At 50.9% G+C, this 13,433-nt stretch carries 14 protein-coding genes, 1 tRNA gene and 1 pseudogene; 9 read left to right on the top strand and 7 right to left on the bottom strand.

Going from position 1 to position 13,433, the window contains the following annotated elements; all coding sequences use genetic code 11:
* Positions 1-20 precede the first annotated feature (20 nt).
* Complete coding sequence (kdpA, locus tag LBF07_RS08085) at positions 21-1,700, bottom strand: potassium-transporting ATPase subunit KdpA (protein WP_111975978.1); 1,680 nt, start codon at positions 1,698-1,700, stop codon at positions 21-23.
* Positions 1,700-1,789, bottom strand: coding sequence for a K(+)-transporting ATPase subunit F (kdpF, locus tag LBF07_RS08080; RefSeq protein ID WP_111975977.1), 90 nt, complete (start codon positions 1,787-1,789; stop codon positions 1,700-1,702). The genes kdpA and kdpF overlap by 1 nt, the downstream gene beginning before the upstream one ends.
* A gap of 345 nt (positions 1,790-2,134) precedes the next feature.
* On the opposite strand from kdpF, the gene LBF07_RS08075 reads away from it, so the two are divergent.
* On the top strand, positions 2,135-3,541 hold the full coding sequence (locus LBF07_RS08075; protein ID WP_185953663.1) for a TrkH family potassium uptake protein: 1,407 nt from the start codon (positions 2,135-2,137) through the stop codon (positions 3,539-3,541).
* A gap of 393 nt (positions 3,542-3,934) precedes the next feature.
* On the opposite strand, the gene LBF07_RS08070 is transcribed toward LBF07_RS08075, so the two are convergent.
* Positions 3,935-4,867: a DMT family transporter gene (locus LBF07_RS08070; protein ID WP_111975975.1), complete on the bottom strand. Its 933-nt coding sequence runs from the start codon at positions 4,865-4,867 to the stop codon at positions 3,935-3,937.
* 67 nt (positions 4,868-4,934) lie between these two features.
* Positions 4,935-5,267 (bottom strand): gamma-glutamylcyclotransferase family protein, encoded by a 333-nt coding sequence (locus LBF07_RS08065; RefSeq protein WP_111975974.1) that lies wholly within the window; start codon positions 5,265-5,267, stop codon positions 4,935-4,937.
* Positions 5,268-5,382: 115 nt separating this feature from the next.
* Here LBF07_RS08065 and gcvA point away from each other — a divergent pair, with 115 nt between their 5' ends.
* The 7 genes and pseudogenes from gcvA to LBF07_RS08030 all read left to right on the top strand — a co-directional run bounded on the left by gcvA (position 5,383) and on the right by LBF07_RS08030 (position 8,646).
* Positions 5,383-6,285: a transcriptional regulator GcvA gene (gene gcvA, locus LBF07_RS08060; RefSeq protein ID WP_221929554.1), complete on the top strand. Its 903-nt coding sequence runs from the start codon at positions 5,383-5,385 to the stop codon at positions 6,283-6,285.
* Positions 6,286-6,557: 272 nt separating this feature from the next.
* Positions 6,558-6,650, top strand: a pseudogene (locus tag LBF07_RS24710) (DUF905 family protein); the annotation flags it as partial.
* Positions 6,651-6,762: 112 nt separating this feature from the next.
* Positions 6,763-7,224, top strand: coding sequence for an antirestriction protein (locus tag LBF07_RS08050; RefSeq protein ID WP_224435139.1), 462 nt, complete (start codon positions 6,763-6,765; stop codon positions 7,222-7,224).
* A gap of 15 nt (positions 7,225-7,239) precedes the next feature.
* Positions 7,240-7,716: a DNA repair protein RadC gene (gene radC, locus LBF07_RS08045; RefSeq protein WP_016243831.1), complete on the top strand. Its 477-nt coding sequence runs from the start codon at positions 7,240-7,242 to the stop codon at positions 7,714-7,716.
* A gap of 8 nt (positions 7,717-7,724) precedes the next feature.
* On the top strand, positions 7,725-7,946 hold the full coding sequence (locus tag LBF07_RS08040) for a DUF987 domain-containing protein (RefSeq protein ID WP_007777714.1): 222 nt from the start codon (positions 7,725-7,727) through the stop codon (positions 7,944-7,946).
* A gap of 20 nt (positions 7,947-7,966) precedes the next feature.
* On the top strand, positions 7,967-8,284 hold the full coding sequence (locus LBF07_RS08035; RefSeq protein WP_016243830.1) for a type IV toxin-antitoxin system YeeU family antitoxin: 318 nt from the start codon (positions 7,967-7,969) through the stop codon (positions 8,282-8,284).
* Positions 8,285-8,304: 20 nt separating this feature from the next.
* Positions 8,305-8,646 carry a TA system toxin CbtA family protein gene (locus tag LBF07_RS08030; RefSeq protein ID WP_016243829.1) on the top strand — a complete coding sequence of 114 codons (342 nt, stop codon included), beginning with the start codon at positions 8,305-8,307 and terminating at the stop codon, positions 8,644-8,646.
* Positions 8,647-8,807: 161 nt separating this feature from the next.
* Here LBF07_RS08030 and LBF07_RS08025 read toward each other — a convergent pair.
* A tRNA-Ile gene (locus LBF07_RS08025) sits at positions 8,808-8,883 on the bottom strand.
* Between the two features lie 125 nt (positions 8,884-9,008).
* Here LBF07_RS08025 and mug point away from each other — a divergent pair.
* The gene (mug, locus tag LBF07_RS08020; protein WP_029741755.1) at positions 9,009-9,515 is read left to right on the top strand and encodes a G/U mismatch-specific DNA glycosylase; all 507 of its coding nucleotides are present in this window, start codon (positions 9,009-9,011) and stop codon (positions 9,513-9,515) included.
* A 107-nt stretch (positions 9,516-9,622) separates the two neighbouring features.
* Here the strand turns inward: mug and rpoD are convergent, their stop codons facing one another.
* Entirely contained in the window at positions 9,623-11,470 is a 1,848-nt protein-coding gene (gene rpoD / locus LBF07_RS08015) for an RNA polymerase sigma factor RpoD (RefSeq protein WP_023309228.1), read from the bottom strand.
* A gap of 153 nt (positions 11,471-11,623) precedes the next feature.
* Positions 11,624-13,369 (bottom strand): DNA primase, encoded by a 1,746-nt coding sequence (gene dnaG / locus LBF07_RS08010; RefSeq protein ID WP_206461991.1) that lies wholly within the window; start codon positions 13,367-13,369, stop codon positions 11,624-11,626.
* Positions 13,370-13,433 lie beyond the last annotated feature (64 nt).

Below are 13,433 nucleotides of genomic sequence, written 5' to 3'. Positions count from 1 at the left end.
AAAACACGTCTCCACGGATCTCAACGTAATGAGAGATGTTCCGCCACTGGACCTAATGCCAGTGCGGGGATAAAGGTCAGAGCGCCAACCAGCACGACGGTGCCAATCAACAGGCCGATAAAGAGTGCGCCTGTTGTCGGTAATGTACCGGTACTGGCAGGCTGAATATTCTTACTGACCAGACTTCCCGCGATAGCCATCACCGGAACAATCACGCCAAAGCGACCCACGAACATGCAGAAGGCCTGTAGGCTGTTCCAGAACGGTGTATTCGCGCCAAGACCGGCGAATGCACTACCGTTGTTATTTGCTGCGGAAGAGACGCCGTACAGCACTTCGCTAAATCCGTGGATACCCGGGTTATAAATCCCTGCGCGACCAGCCTCTGTCATCAGTGCCAGCGCTGTCCCCAGAAGAACCAGTGCAGGCGTTACCAGAATAGCGATAGCGGTCATTTTCATTTCCCGCACATCGATTTTCTTACCAAGATATTCCGGGGTGCGGCCAATCATCAGTCCGGCAATAAATACGGCCAGCAGGACATACATCAGCATCCCGTACAGACCAGAGCCAACACCGCCGAAAATCACTTCACCGACTTGCATCAGCCACATTGGCACCATGCCGCCTAGCGCAGTAAACGAGTCATGCATCGCATTTACCGCACCACAGGATGCTGCAGTTGTGACGACTGCGAATAGGCTACTGGCCAGAATGCCGAAGCGGCTCTCTTTACCTTCCATGTTGATATTGCTGGACGCGCCCAATTCCATCAGGTGTGTGTTACCGTTGGTTTCTGCCCACATCACCACCGCAACGCAAATCACGAAGATAATGGTCATTGCCCACAAAATGGCATGTCCCTGACGAGCATCACCCACCACTTTGCCAAAGGCAAAACACAGCCCTGCGGGGATCAGGAAAATCGACAGCATCTGTACGAAGTTACTCAGCGCAGTCGGGTTTTCAAAAGGATGCGAAGAGTTAACGTTAAAGAAGCCGCCACCATTGGTGCCGAGCATTTTAATCGCTTCCTGGGATGCAACCGGCCCCATTGGCATCATTTGCTTAACCCCTTCAAGGCTGGTGTAAGCCTGATACTCTGCAAAATTCTGAATCGCGCCTTGTTGGATCAGGAACAGGGCATAAACCAGAGAGATCGGCACCAGAACATAGAGCGTGATACGGGACAGATCCTGCCAGGCATTACCGAGGGTTGTCATCGCGCGGCGCGCAAATGCGCGGGTCAGTGCAAATACCACGGCAATACCGGTCGCAGCGGAAAGGAAGTTCTGCACGGCGAGCCCAGCCATCTGGCTGAAATAGCTCATGGTGCTTTCACCCGAATACGCCTGCCAGTTAGTATTTGTCACAAAACTAACCGCAGTGTTCATTGCCAGATCCCAGGATAACCCCGGTAACTGTTGTGGGTTGAAGGGCAGGATCGCCTGAGCGGTCAGGATACTGAAAAGCACGACGATGCCCAGAACGTTGAAGAGTAAAATTGCTGTTAAGTAGCTCTTCCAGTCCATTTCGCTGTTTTGAATGCCGGATAGTCGCCACAAACCTCTCTCGAATCCCGTGACACCAGGCAATGGCTCGCCCTCAATTAAGCGTGCAAGGAGAGAGCCAATAGGTTTTGCCAACAGCATCAAAATGACCAGGAAACTGGAAATTAATAAAAAACCTGACGCAGCCATCAGAATTCCTCCGCCTTAATCAGGGCATAGACCAGATAGCCCAGTAGCAGGAAAACCAGCACGATGCCGATTATTACGCCTGTACTCACACTCCACCTCCAGGTAGACGTTTAAACTGGAGGTGAGTGTAGATTTTTCGATGCAAAAATTTTGTAAAAAGGTAATCAGGTGGGTGTAAAAAAAGTATAAAAATTTACGTAAATGAGCGGAAAGTAATCAAGCGGCACTCGCAAAAGCATGCTATCCGTCGTTTAATGGCAGCGCGTGGGATTATGATTATATTCAGTCAGCAGTGAGGCTTACTGCGCAGACATAGGTTACGGAAAAACAACTTACAGTTTATTGATGGCATTGCGGAGCAGCGTTTGAAGAATCACTATTCTATTAACATTTCCCAGTTTCATGTCGTGATTCATTTATGCGGTTTTTTGGTGATGCTTTACAGCTTTTCCATGTTGCCGCCAATGCTCGTGGCGTTGTTTAACAAGGAAAGAAGTTTCTTTATTTTTCTTATTACCTTTGCCACTTTTTTCAGTTTGGGAGGTGGAGCCTGGCTTGCGACCAAACGGGCGGGTATACAGCTGCGAACACGCGATGGATTTGTCATTATTGTTCTGTTCTGGATCCTCTTCTCTTTGATCAGTGCTATTCCAATCTGGCTGGACAGTGCGCTGGGACTGAGTTTTGCTGATGCCTTATTTGAGGGCGTTTCAGGCATAACTACAACCGGTGCGACAGTGGTCGGTGATGTGAGTGCGCTGCCTCGATCGTATCTTTACTATCGCTCACAGCTGAATTTTATCGGAGGCTTAGGGGTTATCGTCCTTGCGGTTGCGGTTCTGCCACTGCTTGGTATCGGTGGGGCGAAACTATACCAGTCTGAAATGCCAGGACCGTTTAAAGAGGATCGCCTGACGCCACGGCTTGCAGATACCTCTCGCACCTTGTGGCTAACCTATTTATTGCTGGGGATGGCCTGTTCTTTTGCCTATATGCTTGCCGGGATGCCAGCCTTTGATGCGCTCTGTCACGGTTTATCAACCGTTTCACTCGGGGGATTTTCCACGCGTAGCGAAAGTATTGGTTTTTATGACAGCCATGCTATTGAACTGGTGGCCGGATTGTTCTCTTTGTTGTCAGCGCTTAATTTTACGCTCTGGTATGTGGCGCTTGCCAAACGGACCCTGAAGCCCTTTCGTCAAAACACCGAAGTACGTTTTTTTCTGGGGATCGCGCTTGTTGTCACGCTCATTACGGCGGCTCAGGTCTGGCATGCCGGGATGTATAATGCCACTGACAGCCTTGTTCATGCCTTCTTTCTCGCAAGCTCAATGATGACGGATAACGGTCTGGCAACCGCTGATTATGCCAACTGGCCGGTGCATACGATTGTCTTCCTGCTGTCGATGAGTTTTTTTGGTGGATGCGTAGGTTCAACATGCGGTGGTATTAAAGCGCTTCGGTTCCTTATTTTGTTTAAACAGAGTCGACACGAGTTACATCAACTTGCTCATCCCCGTGCGATGATGAGCATTAAGGTAGGCGGAAGCGTTGTTAACGATCGCGTATTGCATTCAGTGTGGAGTTTCTTCTTTCTTTATGTCTTATTTACCGTGGGTTTTATTTGGACATTGAATCTGATGGGGTATGATTTATTGACGTCGTTCGCGACAGTGGCTGCGTGTATTAATAATATGGGCCTCGGGTTTGGTGAAACCGCCTCAACATTTGGTACCCTCAAGGATGAAGCAAAATATCTGATGTGTGCAGCAATGATATTAGGCAGGCTGGAGATATATCCAGTGTTGATTCTTTTTTCACGTTTCTTCTGGCGTAAGTAAATTAAGGCAGTTATTAGTGGCAAAGACTATAAAGGCATGAAATTTCAACTAACTTTGAACGAATGCCTTTAGGACCGCATCTCGCTGTGAGATCAACGGATCGATGCAACGCTATCGGACAATATTGCGTGTATCGGTTTAGTCTACCATTTGAGCAACTTCGGAATGAATGCTCGCTCCTTGCACTAACTTACCCGAAGCGCTGCTCACTGGCAGCTGTGAGCGAAGAGCAGACATAAATCGGGCTAAGGATTTGAGCATGATGCATTGAGGATGATTTATTCTCTGCATTAGAGCCCGAAAGGCGTTTAAGTAAAATTGGTATTAAATCAGCCTTATCTGAACTGGCTCACTCACATCGTCAGATTACCTGTAATAGATCGACAGTCATCTTTATTTGTTAACTGACCCAGTTGAAAATCTCGACCTGAACCAGGACCATCCGCTGACAATACTTATGCCACCCAGGATTAGTATCGATCCTGAAATAAACCCTGGTTGTAGCTGTTCTTTCAAAATAAACACTGCCGTAACGACCCCAAATACAGGCGTCATGAATGAGAGAACACCGAGCTGTGATGCCATGTATTTGCGCATTAAACTGTACCAGGCTAAATAACTCAAAAAACCAACTATTGCGCTTTGAAAGATTAAACTAACAATCCCGACGGTGCCGGGTTCAAAATGATTCTGGCCAGAGAAGTATGAATAGGCTGATAAAACAAAAAAACCTCCTGTAAGTTGATAAAAAAGTGTATGAGAAGCCGGCGATTCACTAAGAGAGGAGCATCGGACGAGGACGGTAGTGGTTCCCCATGACAGGCCTGCAAATAATCCCATTATGTCTCCTGCAAGAGTTTGGCTGGAGTTACCACCCGGAGCCTTACCTGACAGAAACGCAACACAAATCCCTGCAAATGTAATTGCTATCCCTACCCATTGCGGTGCACACAGTCGTTCATCGGTCTTAAAAAACTGTAGCCCCAGAGCAGCAAAAATTGGAGCGGTGTAGAGGAATACTGACATGTGCGATGCCGACGTATATCGCAGGCCTTCAGCAACAAATAGGAATTGCAAACCAAAAAGTATGCCCACTGCTCCCCCGGGAACGACGCAAATAGCAAAGTTTCTTAGAGGCGTTTTTTTAAGAATAAACAATAAACATATAAGGCCCGCCGCAACCCCACTTCTGATTGCTACCTGTAGAACCGGAGAAATTTCATCGGCTACACCTTTAATTGCAACCTGCTGAATTCCCCAAATAACGCACAGCGAGGTCATGACCAGTGTGGCATAAGCGTCAACCTGTTTTCGCTGTATTGTCACTTAATTCTCCATCAAATCGATTTATTTAAAGTACACTGGCAGTTGTGTAATCCGCCCACTGCGGGACTTATAATTCATGTTTTAGCATATAGATACATGACTGCACTGTTTGACCGGTAAATGTGGTTACCTTTACCGGAACCCGTTCATATTCAGAACCTTCGAAATCATCGAGGATGTCCCAGTGATTGGGTAAACTCTCGGAGGTGAAAAGAAAGCCCTGTACACGATTACCTGAGTCATCTAGCACAATTCCCGGATAACCCATCTCGGCACCCCAGCCTTTCTCTAATAAAGAACCACCAACGTGGCCCTCCTGCCATATTCCCCCGATATTTTCAAGAATATGAGCATTAGGCCGGCCAGGACCGAGTGTCCCGTAAACAAATAAACTTTCCATAATTCCTCCGGTATCGCTATGAAAATAGTAATGTTCTTTAAGTTGATTTTGATTTTCGGACTCTGACCTGACAAATCATTTGTTCTCACAATACGCGTGAATTATTATCACGCGTATGATGTTCGATAGCCTTCCCCCATTGCAGACTCTGCGCGCTTTTGAAGCCACTGCCCGCCTCTCAAGCATGACGCTGGCGGCAGCGGAGTTGCACGTTACGCATGGCGCGATAAGCCGGCAAATCCGGAAGCTCGAAGAGCATCTGGGGTTAAAGCTATTTTTCAGACTGACACGGCAGATAATTTTGACGGAGCAAGGGGCTGAATTTCACCATGTGGTTACTCGTCTTTTGAGTGATTTAATGAGGGAGTCTGAGCGTCTGCGTGGAAGAAACCTGATAAAGAGTTTACGTATAAGTACAACGGTTTCATTTGCCAGTAAGTGGTTAGCACCGCGTCTCAGCCGGTTCAGGCAGAGATATCCTGAATTTGATATTGAACTGGATGTTACTGACATTAATGTGGACCTTAATGATGGTCAGGTAGATGCCGCAATTCGTTACGGCCTTGGCAATTATCGAGATGTTTCGTCTGAACGTATGTTCGATGAAACAGTCACGCCTGTATGTAGCCCAGATTTTCTCGAGAAACATAATGGTCTGACAGAGATTAAAGGTCTTTTAAACTGTGTTCTTCTGCATGAGTACAGAATGCTGGCGAACTGGAAGGCATGGTTTGAGATGGCCGGAGAAAAAAACTTTAGCTGCCAGCAGGGGCCCTTATGGACTCTTGGCAGCATGGCGACTGAGGCTGCTATACGTGGCGAAGGTGTTGCTCTGGGGCGCAGTCTTCTGATTGCAGATGATGTAGCTGCTGGAAGGCTTGTTGTTCCGTTTCCACAGTACAAACTTAAGGCTGAGCGGGGATACGATTTAGTCTACCGTTCAGATAATCAGGATTCATTTAAAATAAGCATTCTAAGACAGTGGCTCTCTGAAGAATTGAGTTCGCTGAAAGATTGAATGCTGTCTAACAAAGGTCCGCTCCTGGCACAAAACGGCCTATCAGCATTATAAAAATATTCAGATATATATCATTCCTCTGAACATACACAACTAACGGCAGAATCTCACGATTCTGCCGCTTTTTTATTATTTTTCAGGGGGGTAGTAATGAATAATTCTGAAGGTTTGAAGTCGTTTCACTAATCGCTTTATGACCTACCGTAGTGGGTATCGGCTGATTGCGCAGCAGGGCCATTGGTTCCTGCCAGTATCACCGGCGTTAACATTGAAGACGACTAGGGCAGGCATGGAACTTTGAACCGGATGCCGGTGAAGGTCTTAACCGCTATACCCGCAAGCCAGGCATCTGTACGGACGTATCCATCTGCTGGCTCCGCATGATTTACCAGCAACATTTAATCTTCCCGAACACTCATTATTACCGCATACGCCAGCCATCGCCGCTGGCGTTTTTTTATTGACGGAGACATACCCATGACAACAGCGACAAAAAACAACCTCGCATCTGCTGCTAACGAATCCGAATTTGAACTGACCGTAACGCAGATACCCGACGAACAGCGTATCTGCTTCTGGCCGCAGTACTTTGGCTCTATCCCACAATGGATAACGCTGGAACCCCGCATTTTCGCCTGGATGGACCGCTTCTGTGACGAGTACAACAGTGGTATCTGGTCCTTTTACACGCTCAGCAATGGCGGCGCGTTTATGGCCCCTGATGCTGACGTTGACGATAAATGGCATCTGCTCAACAGCATGAACGGCAATGATGCGGAAATGAGTGCAGAAGCGGCAGGCATCGCGGTCTGCCTGATTGCGTACAGTCACCATGCCTGCCGTAAAGAATGTGACGCGATGACCGCACACTATTACCGCCTGCGGGACTATGCCCTGCAGCATCCAGAGGCCCACGCCATTCTGCGTATCATCGACTGATCGGAGTAACAACGAATGAAACAGCTTTCCTTTTTACCCGGCGAGATGACGCCACAGGACCGGCGTCTCATCCAGCGGGCACTCAGGGCTCTGGACCGACACCTGCATGAGCCCGGCGTGGCCTTCACCTCTTCACATGCTGTCCGTGAGTGGCTGCGACTGCATATGGCCGCACTTGAGCGGGAAGAGTTCCGGGTGTTGTATCTGGACAACCAGAATCAGTTGATTGCCCATGAGACGCTCTTCACCGGCACGATTAACCGTACTGAGGTGCATCCCCGGGAAGTGGTCAAACGTGCTCTGCACTTCAATGTCGCAGCAGTAATACTCGCGCACAACCATCCTTCTGGCGAGACAACACCCAGCCAGGCTGACAAAGCCCTTACGCAGCGACTGGTGCAGGTGCTTCAACTGGTGGATATCCGCGTCCCTGACCATCTGATTGTCGGCGGCAGGCAAATCTATTCGTTCGCAGAACACGGTCTGTTGTGAGGTATGACATGAAAATTATCAGTAAACGCCGGGCAATGACGATATACCGCCAGCATCCTGAGTCCCGAATCTTTCGCTACTGCAGTGGAAAATATCAGTGGCACGGTAGCGTCTGCCATTACACCGGCAGGGACGTTCCGGATATCGCAGGTGTCCTCGCGGTATACGCCGAACGCCGCCAGGACCGCAACGGGCCTTATGCCTGCCTGATGAGCATCACTCTGAACTGACAATACAAAGGAGAGTCGTCATGACTCACATCACATGGGGCCTGCAGCGGAATATCACGCCGCGCCTGGGAGCCCGTCTGGTGCAGGAAGGGAACCGGATGCATTATCTGGCTGACCGGGCCAGCATCACCGGCAAGTTCAGTGACACCGAATGCCGGAAGCTGGATGAAACATTCCCGCACTTTATCCGCCAGATGGAATCGATGCTGACCACTGGTGAAATGAATCCCCGCAATGCCCACTGTGTCACCCTGTTCCACAACGGTTTCACCTGTGAAGCCGACACCCTTGGCAGTTGCGGTTACGTGTACATCGCCATTTATCCCACCCAGCGCTAATAACTTTCACGAGAGCAAACATGAAAACTTTACCTGCAACAACTCAGCGGGCGGTGAAGCCCTGCCTGTCACCCGTGGCTGTCTGGCAAATGCTACTGACACGCCTGCTGGAACAGCACTATGGTCTCACCCTCAACGACACACCGTTCAGTGAGGAACGTGTTATACAGGAACATATCGATGCCGGGATCTCGCTGGCTGATGCCGTGAATTTTCTGGTGGAAAAATACGAACTGGTGCGTATCGACAGGAAGGGATTTAACTGGCAGGAACAATCCCCTTATCTCCGGGCTGTAGACATTCTGCGAGCGCGGCAGGCAACTGGCTTGTTGCGGCAAAGCCGTAAAAATTCGGTACGGTGAATATTACAGGCAGTGCTACTGGCTTTCATCACTATCCGGGGATGCTGGCAGCGAGATGAAGAGGGCAGGGTAGCAATTCCTTACCTGACCCATTACCTGACCCAAATCGCATCCAAAGAAAAAGGAGTCAGACGATTTCTAATCTAACTCCTTGTTTTGTTTGGTGGCCCCTGCTGGACTTGAACCAGCGACCAAGCGATTATGAGTCGCCTGCTCTAACCACTGAGCTAAGGGGCCGTGGCGGTGAATTATAAAGTAACTCCCCGCAGCAATCCAGCCATTCACACCTGCCTGCTGTTTTTATAAACAACGCATAATCAATCCTTTATACTTCCCTGACGATGTATCGATCGGGAGTAAAGATGATCAACGATATTCTGGCCCCTGGCCTGCGGGTGGTGTTCTGCGGAATCAACCCGGGTAAGTCCTCGGCGCACACCGGTTTTCACTTTGCCCATCCGGGTAATCGCTTCTGGAAGGTGATCTACCAGGCCGGGTTTACCGACAGGCTACTCAAGCCCGAAGAGGAGCAGCATCTGCTGGATACGCGCTGCGGGATCACCATGCTGGTCGAGCGGCCTACGGTGCAGGCAAGCGAGGTCAACCTGCATGAGCTGCGCAGCGGCGGGCGGGAGCTGATCAAGAAGATAGAGGATTATCAGCCCGCCGCGCTGGCGATCCTCGGCAAGCAGGCCTACGAGCAGGCGTTTAGCCAGCGTGGAACGCAGTGGGGCAAGCAGAGCATCATGATTGGCGTGACGCAGGTGTGGGTGCTGCCGAACCCGAGCGGGCTCAACAGGGCGACGCTGGATAAGCTGGTGGAGGCGTATCGGGAGCTGGATGAGGCGCTGATGGTGCGGGGGCTGTAATCCTTTGAGGCCTGATGCCCTCACCCTCACCCTTACTCTTTCCCACAGGGAGAGGGAATAAACAAAAAAAAGCTCCCCGAAGGGAGCTTTTTCACTGTCAGGACCGATTAGTCGTCCAGGAAGCTACGCAGCACTTCAGAGCGGCTTGGATGACGCAGCTTACGCAGCGCCTTCGCTTCGATCTGACGGATACGTTCACGGGTAACGTCGAACTGTTTACCCACTTCTTCCAGCGTGTGGTCGGTGTTCATATCAATACCGAAACGCATACGCAGGACTTTTGCTTCACGGGCGGTCAGGCCAGCCAGAACGTCGTGCGTCGCAGCGCGCAGGCTCTCGGTGGTGGCAGAATCCAGCGGCAGCTCGAGGGTGGTATCCTCGATGAAATCACCCAGATGCGAATCTTCATCATCACCGATTGGTGTTTCCATGGAGATTGGCTCTTTGGCGATCTTCAGCACTTTACGGATCTTGTCTTCCGGCATCAGCATGCGCTCGGCCAACTCTTCCGGCGTCGGCTCGCGGCCCATCTCCTGCAGCATCTGGCGAGAGATACGGTTGAGCTTGTTGATGGTCTCAATCATATGCACCGGGATACGGATGGTGCGCGCCTGATCCGCGATAGAGCGGGTGATAGCCTGACGGATCCACCAGGTTGCGTAGGTGGAGAACTTGTAACCACGACGGTATTCAAACTTATCTACCGCTTTCATCAGACCGATGTTACCTTCCTGAATCAGATCCAGGAACTGCAGACCACGGTTGGTGTATTTCTTGGCGATAGAGATAACCAGACGCAAGTTCGCTTCAACCATCTCTTTCTTCGCTCGGCGGGCTTTCGCTTCACCGATGGACATACGACGGTTGATGTCTTTAACCTGCTCGATGGTCAGGCCGGTCTCTTCTTCAATCTGATGCAGTTTCTGCAGGCCGCGATGCACATCGTCCTTCACGTCGTGCAGTTTTTCAGACCACGGCTTGTTCATCGCGATAGCCGCGTTGAACCAGGTTTCGCTGGTTTCGTTGCCGGTGAAGAGGGTGATGAAGTTCTTCTTCGGCATTTTGCACTGCTCAACGCACAGCTTCATGATGATGCGTTCCTGGGTACGTACGCGATCCATCATCACGCGCATGCTGTTCACCAGGTAGTCGAACTGTTTTGGCACCAGGCGGAACTGTTTGAAGACTTCAGACAGCTTCAGGATCTCTTCCTGAGCGGCGGCATGGCTGCGGCCTTTCGCTTTGATGGTGTCACGCGTCACTTCGTACTGGGTACGCAGCTCGGCAAATTTCTCACGCGCCAGCTCCGGGTCGATGCTGTTGTCATCGTCCGCGGTGTCGTCGTCGCTCTCTTCCTCATCTTCGTCTTCGTCATCATCCATCTCTTCCTGAGACAGTTCTGAACCGACGTGAGTGGCGGTTGGCGCCATATCTTCTTCAGCGTTCGGGTCGACAAAACCGGTGATCAGGTCAGACAGGCGCGCTTCTTCCGCTTCAACGCGATCGTACTGCTCCAGCAGATAGGTGATCGCTTCCGGGTACTCGGCAACAGAGCACTGAACCTGGTTGATCCCGTCTTCGATGCGTTTTGCGATGTCAATTTCGCCTTCGCGGGTCAACAGTTCAACGGTACCCATTTCGCGCATGTACATGCGGACCGGGTCAGTGGTACGCCCGATTTCAGATTCCACGCTGGACAGTACCTGTGCAGCAGCTTCTTCCGCATCTTCGTCAGTGTTGTTGGAGGTTTCAGCCAGCAACAGATCATCGGCATCCGGTGCTTCTTCCATCACCTGAATGCCCATGTCATTGATCATTTGGATGATATCTTCGATTTGATCTGAATCGACGATATCTTCCGGCAGATGGTCATTGACCTCGGCATAGGTCAGATAGCCTTGCTCCTTACCACGTTGGACAAGAAGTTTCAGCTGTGACTGCGGGTTTTGCTCCATAAGACGGTATCCACACTTAATTCGTTTGATTGGTGTCGGCGATGGGGCTGCCAACCTTTAAAGCGAGGGCGTACTTATATTTTTGCCGCTGCCTCTCAGTGCGGCTGCCGGGGGCTTCCCGATCGATATTCGGCACTTAAGCCGTTAAATTTTTTATTTCTTCGCCAGTTCCTGGTTAATCATCCAGAGCTCCCGGCGTTCTTCGCTGCTTAAACCGTGTGTGCGCTCGCGAGCAATCAACTCTTCCTGGCGCAGCTCAAGCATCGAATCAAACATATGGTTGAGTGAGTCGGTGAACGTTTTTTCTGCAATGTCCTTATCTGCTATATCGTCCCACATCGACAATTTTTCAAGGGTAGCGGCCTCTTTTGTGCCGCGATAGTGCTCTAAAAGTTGTCCGGTGGTCAGACCTGGCTGAGACAAACACGTATTGACCAGTTCTGAAAATAAGCCAAGTCCGGGCAATTTTTCGTGGTTTAAACCCGCCAGAGATGGCACCTGCGGCGCAAGCTCGGGGTTTTGGACCAGCAACCCTATCAGTATACGCATGGTTGTGCGTTTTAGCTGAGGCGCGGGGCGAACCGCACCGTTTTCAGCCTGTTTTGGCATTAAACGTTCAAGCTGGCTGTCATCCAGAATGCCGAGCTTGTTGCCTAACTCCTGACGCAGATAGATGCGAAGCGTTTCGCCGGGCACCTGGCTGATTAACGGCAACGCCAGCGTACTGAGCTGCGCGCGCCCGTCAGGGGTACTCAAATCGACCTGCGGCATCAGGCTGTTAAACAAAAACGTGGAGAGCGGCTGAGCCTGCTCCATCCGCGCTTCAAACGCCGCTTTGCCCTCTTTACGCACCAGCGTATCCGGGTCTTCACCGTCGGGCAGAAACATAAAGCGTAGCTGACGCCCGTCGGTCATATAGGGTAGCGCGGTTTCCAGCGCGCGCCAGGCGGCGTCGCGCCCTGCGCGGTCACCGTCGTAACAGCAGATGACGTTGTTGGTCACCCTGAACAGCAGTTGAATATGATCGGCGGTGCTGGACGTTCCTAACGACGCAACCGCGTAGTTGATGTCGTACTGCGCCAGGGCCACGACGTCCATATAGCCTTCGACGACCAGAAGACGCGGAGGTTCCGCATTATTCTGCTGCGCCTCATAAAGGCCGTACAGCTGGCGGCCCTTATGGAAAATATCGGTTTCCGGGGAGTTGAGGTATTTCGGCAGGGCATCACCCAGCACGCGACCACCAAAACCAATTACCCGGCCACGCTTGTCGCGGATCGGGAACATCACCCGTTCGCGGAAGCGGTCGTAGCTTCGTCCCTGGTCGTTGGTGACCAGCATGCCTGCATCGATGAGAGACTTACGATCTTCGCTATTGCCGCCAAAACGCTTTAACACGTTGTCCCAGCCGGGCGGGGCGTAACCAATAGCGAAACGCGCAATGACATCGTCGCTCAGTCCGCGCTTGTTCAGATACTGACGCGCAGGCTCAGCCGCAGAGTGCTTAAGAGACTGTTGGTAAAACGAATTCAGGCCATCCATCAGTTGATACAGCGTTTGCCGTTGATGGCGCTCGATCTGACTTGGCCCACTGCCTGCTTCATACGGCACTTCAAGGTTATGCATCGCCGCCAGCTCTTCGACGGTTTCAACGAACTCGAGCTTGTCGTAGTTCATCAAAAAATCGACGGCATTACCGTGTGCGCCACAGCCGAAGCAATGGTAGAACTGCTTTTCACCGTTTACGGTGAAGGAGGGGGTTTTTTCGTTATGGAACGGACAGCACGCATGGTAGTTCTTGCCCTGCTTTTTTAGCTTTACCCGCGCGTCGATGAGATCGACGATGTCGGTTCTGGCAAGCAGGTCATTGATGAAAACGCGTGGGATTCTTCCGGCCATATGCCCCGTTATTTTTAGTGACTCATAAACGAAAACAAGCCGCGCATTCCTTCCGGAAGCACGG

Source organism: Enterobacter cloacae complex sp. ECL352 (assembly GCF_020149545.1).
GTDB lineage: Bacteria > Pseudomonadota > Gammaproteobacteria > Enterobacterales > Enterobacteriaceae > Enterobacter > Enterobacter asburiae_B.
The sequence above is the reverse complement of the archived record's forward strand: the minus strand, read 5'-3'. Positions and strand labels throughout refer to the sequence as shown.

Bases quoted from the DNA above. Each gene is read 5' to 3' on its own strand.
- kdpA (WP_111975978.1), bottom strand. From the start codon at position 1,700: ATGGCTGCGTCAGGTTTTTTATTAATTTCCAGTTTCCTGGTCATTTTG.
- LBF07_RS08035 (WP_016243830.1), top strand. From the start codon at position 7,967: ATGACTCACATCACATGGGGCCTGCAGCGGAATATCACGCCGCGCCTG.
- LBF07_RS08030 (WP_016243829.1), top strand. From the start codon at position 8,305: ATGAAAACTTTACCTGCAACAACTCAGCGGGCGGTGAAGCCCTGCCTG.
- dnaG (WP_206461991.1), bottom strand. From the start codon at position 13,369: ATGGCCGGAAGAATCCCACGCGTTTTCATCAATGACCTGCTTGCCAGA.
- radC (WP_016243831.1), top strand. From the start codon at position 7,240: ATGAAACAGCTTTCCTTTTTACCCGGCGAGATGACGCCACAGGACCGG.
- mug (WP_029741755.1), top strand. From the start codon at position 9,009: ATGATCAACGATATTCTGGCCCCTGGCCTGCGGGTGGTGTTCTGCGGA.
- LBF07_RS08040 (WP_007777714.1), top strand. From the start codon at position 7,725: ATGAAAATTATCAGTAAACGCCGGGCAATGACGATATACCGCCAGCAT.
- LBF07_RS08050 (WP_224435139.1), top strand. From the start codon at position 6,763: ATGACAACAGCGACAAAAAACAACCTCGCATCTGCTGCTAACGAATCC.
- LBF07_RS08075 (WP_185953663.1), top strand. From the start codon at position 2,135: ATGCTTTACAGCTTTTCCATGTTGCCGCCAATGCTCGTGGCGTTGTTT.
- gcvA (WP_221929554.1), top strand. From the start codon at position 5,383: ATGATGTTCGATAGCCTTCCCCCATTGCAGACTCTGCGCGCTTTTGAA.
- LBF07_RS08065 (WP_111975974.1), bottom strand. From the start codon at position 5,267: ATGGAAAGTTTATTTGTTTACGGGACACTCGGTCCTGGCCGGCCTAAT.
- rpoD (WP_023309228.1), bottom strand. From the start codon at position 11,470: ATGGAGCAAAACCCGCAGTCACAGCTGAAACTTCTTGTCCAACGTGGT.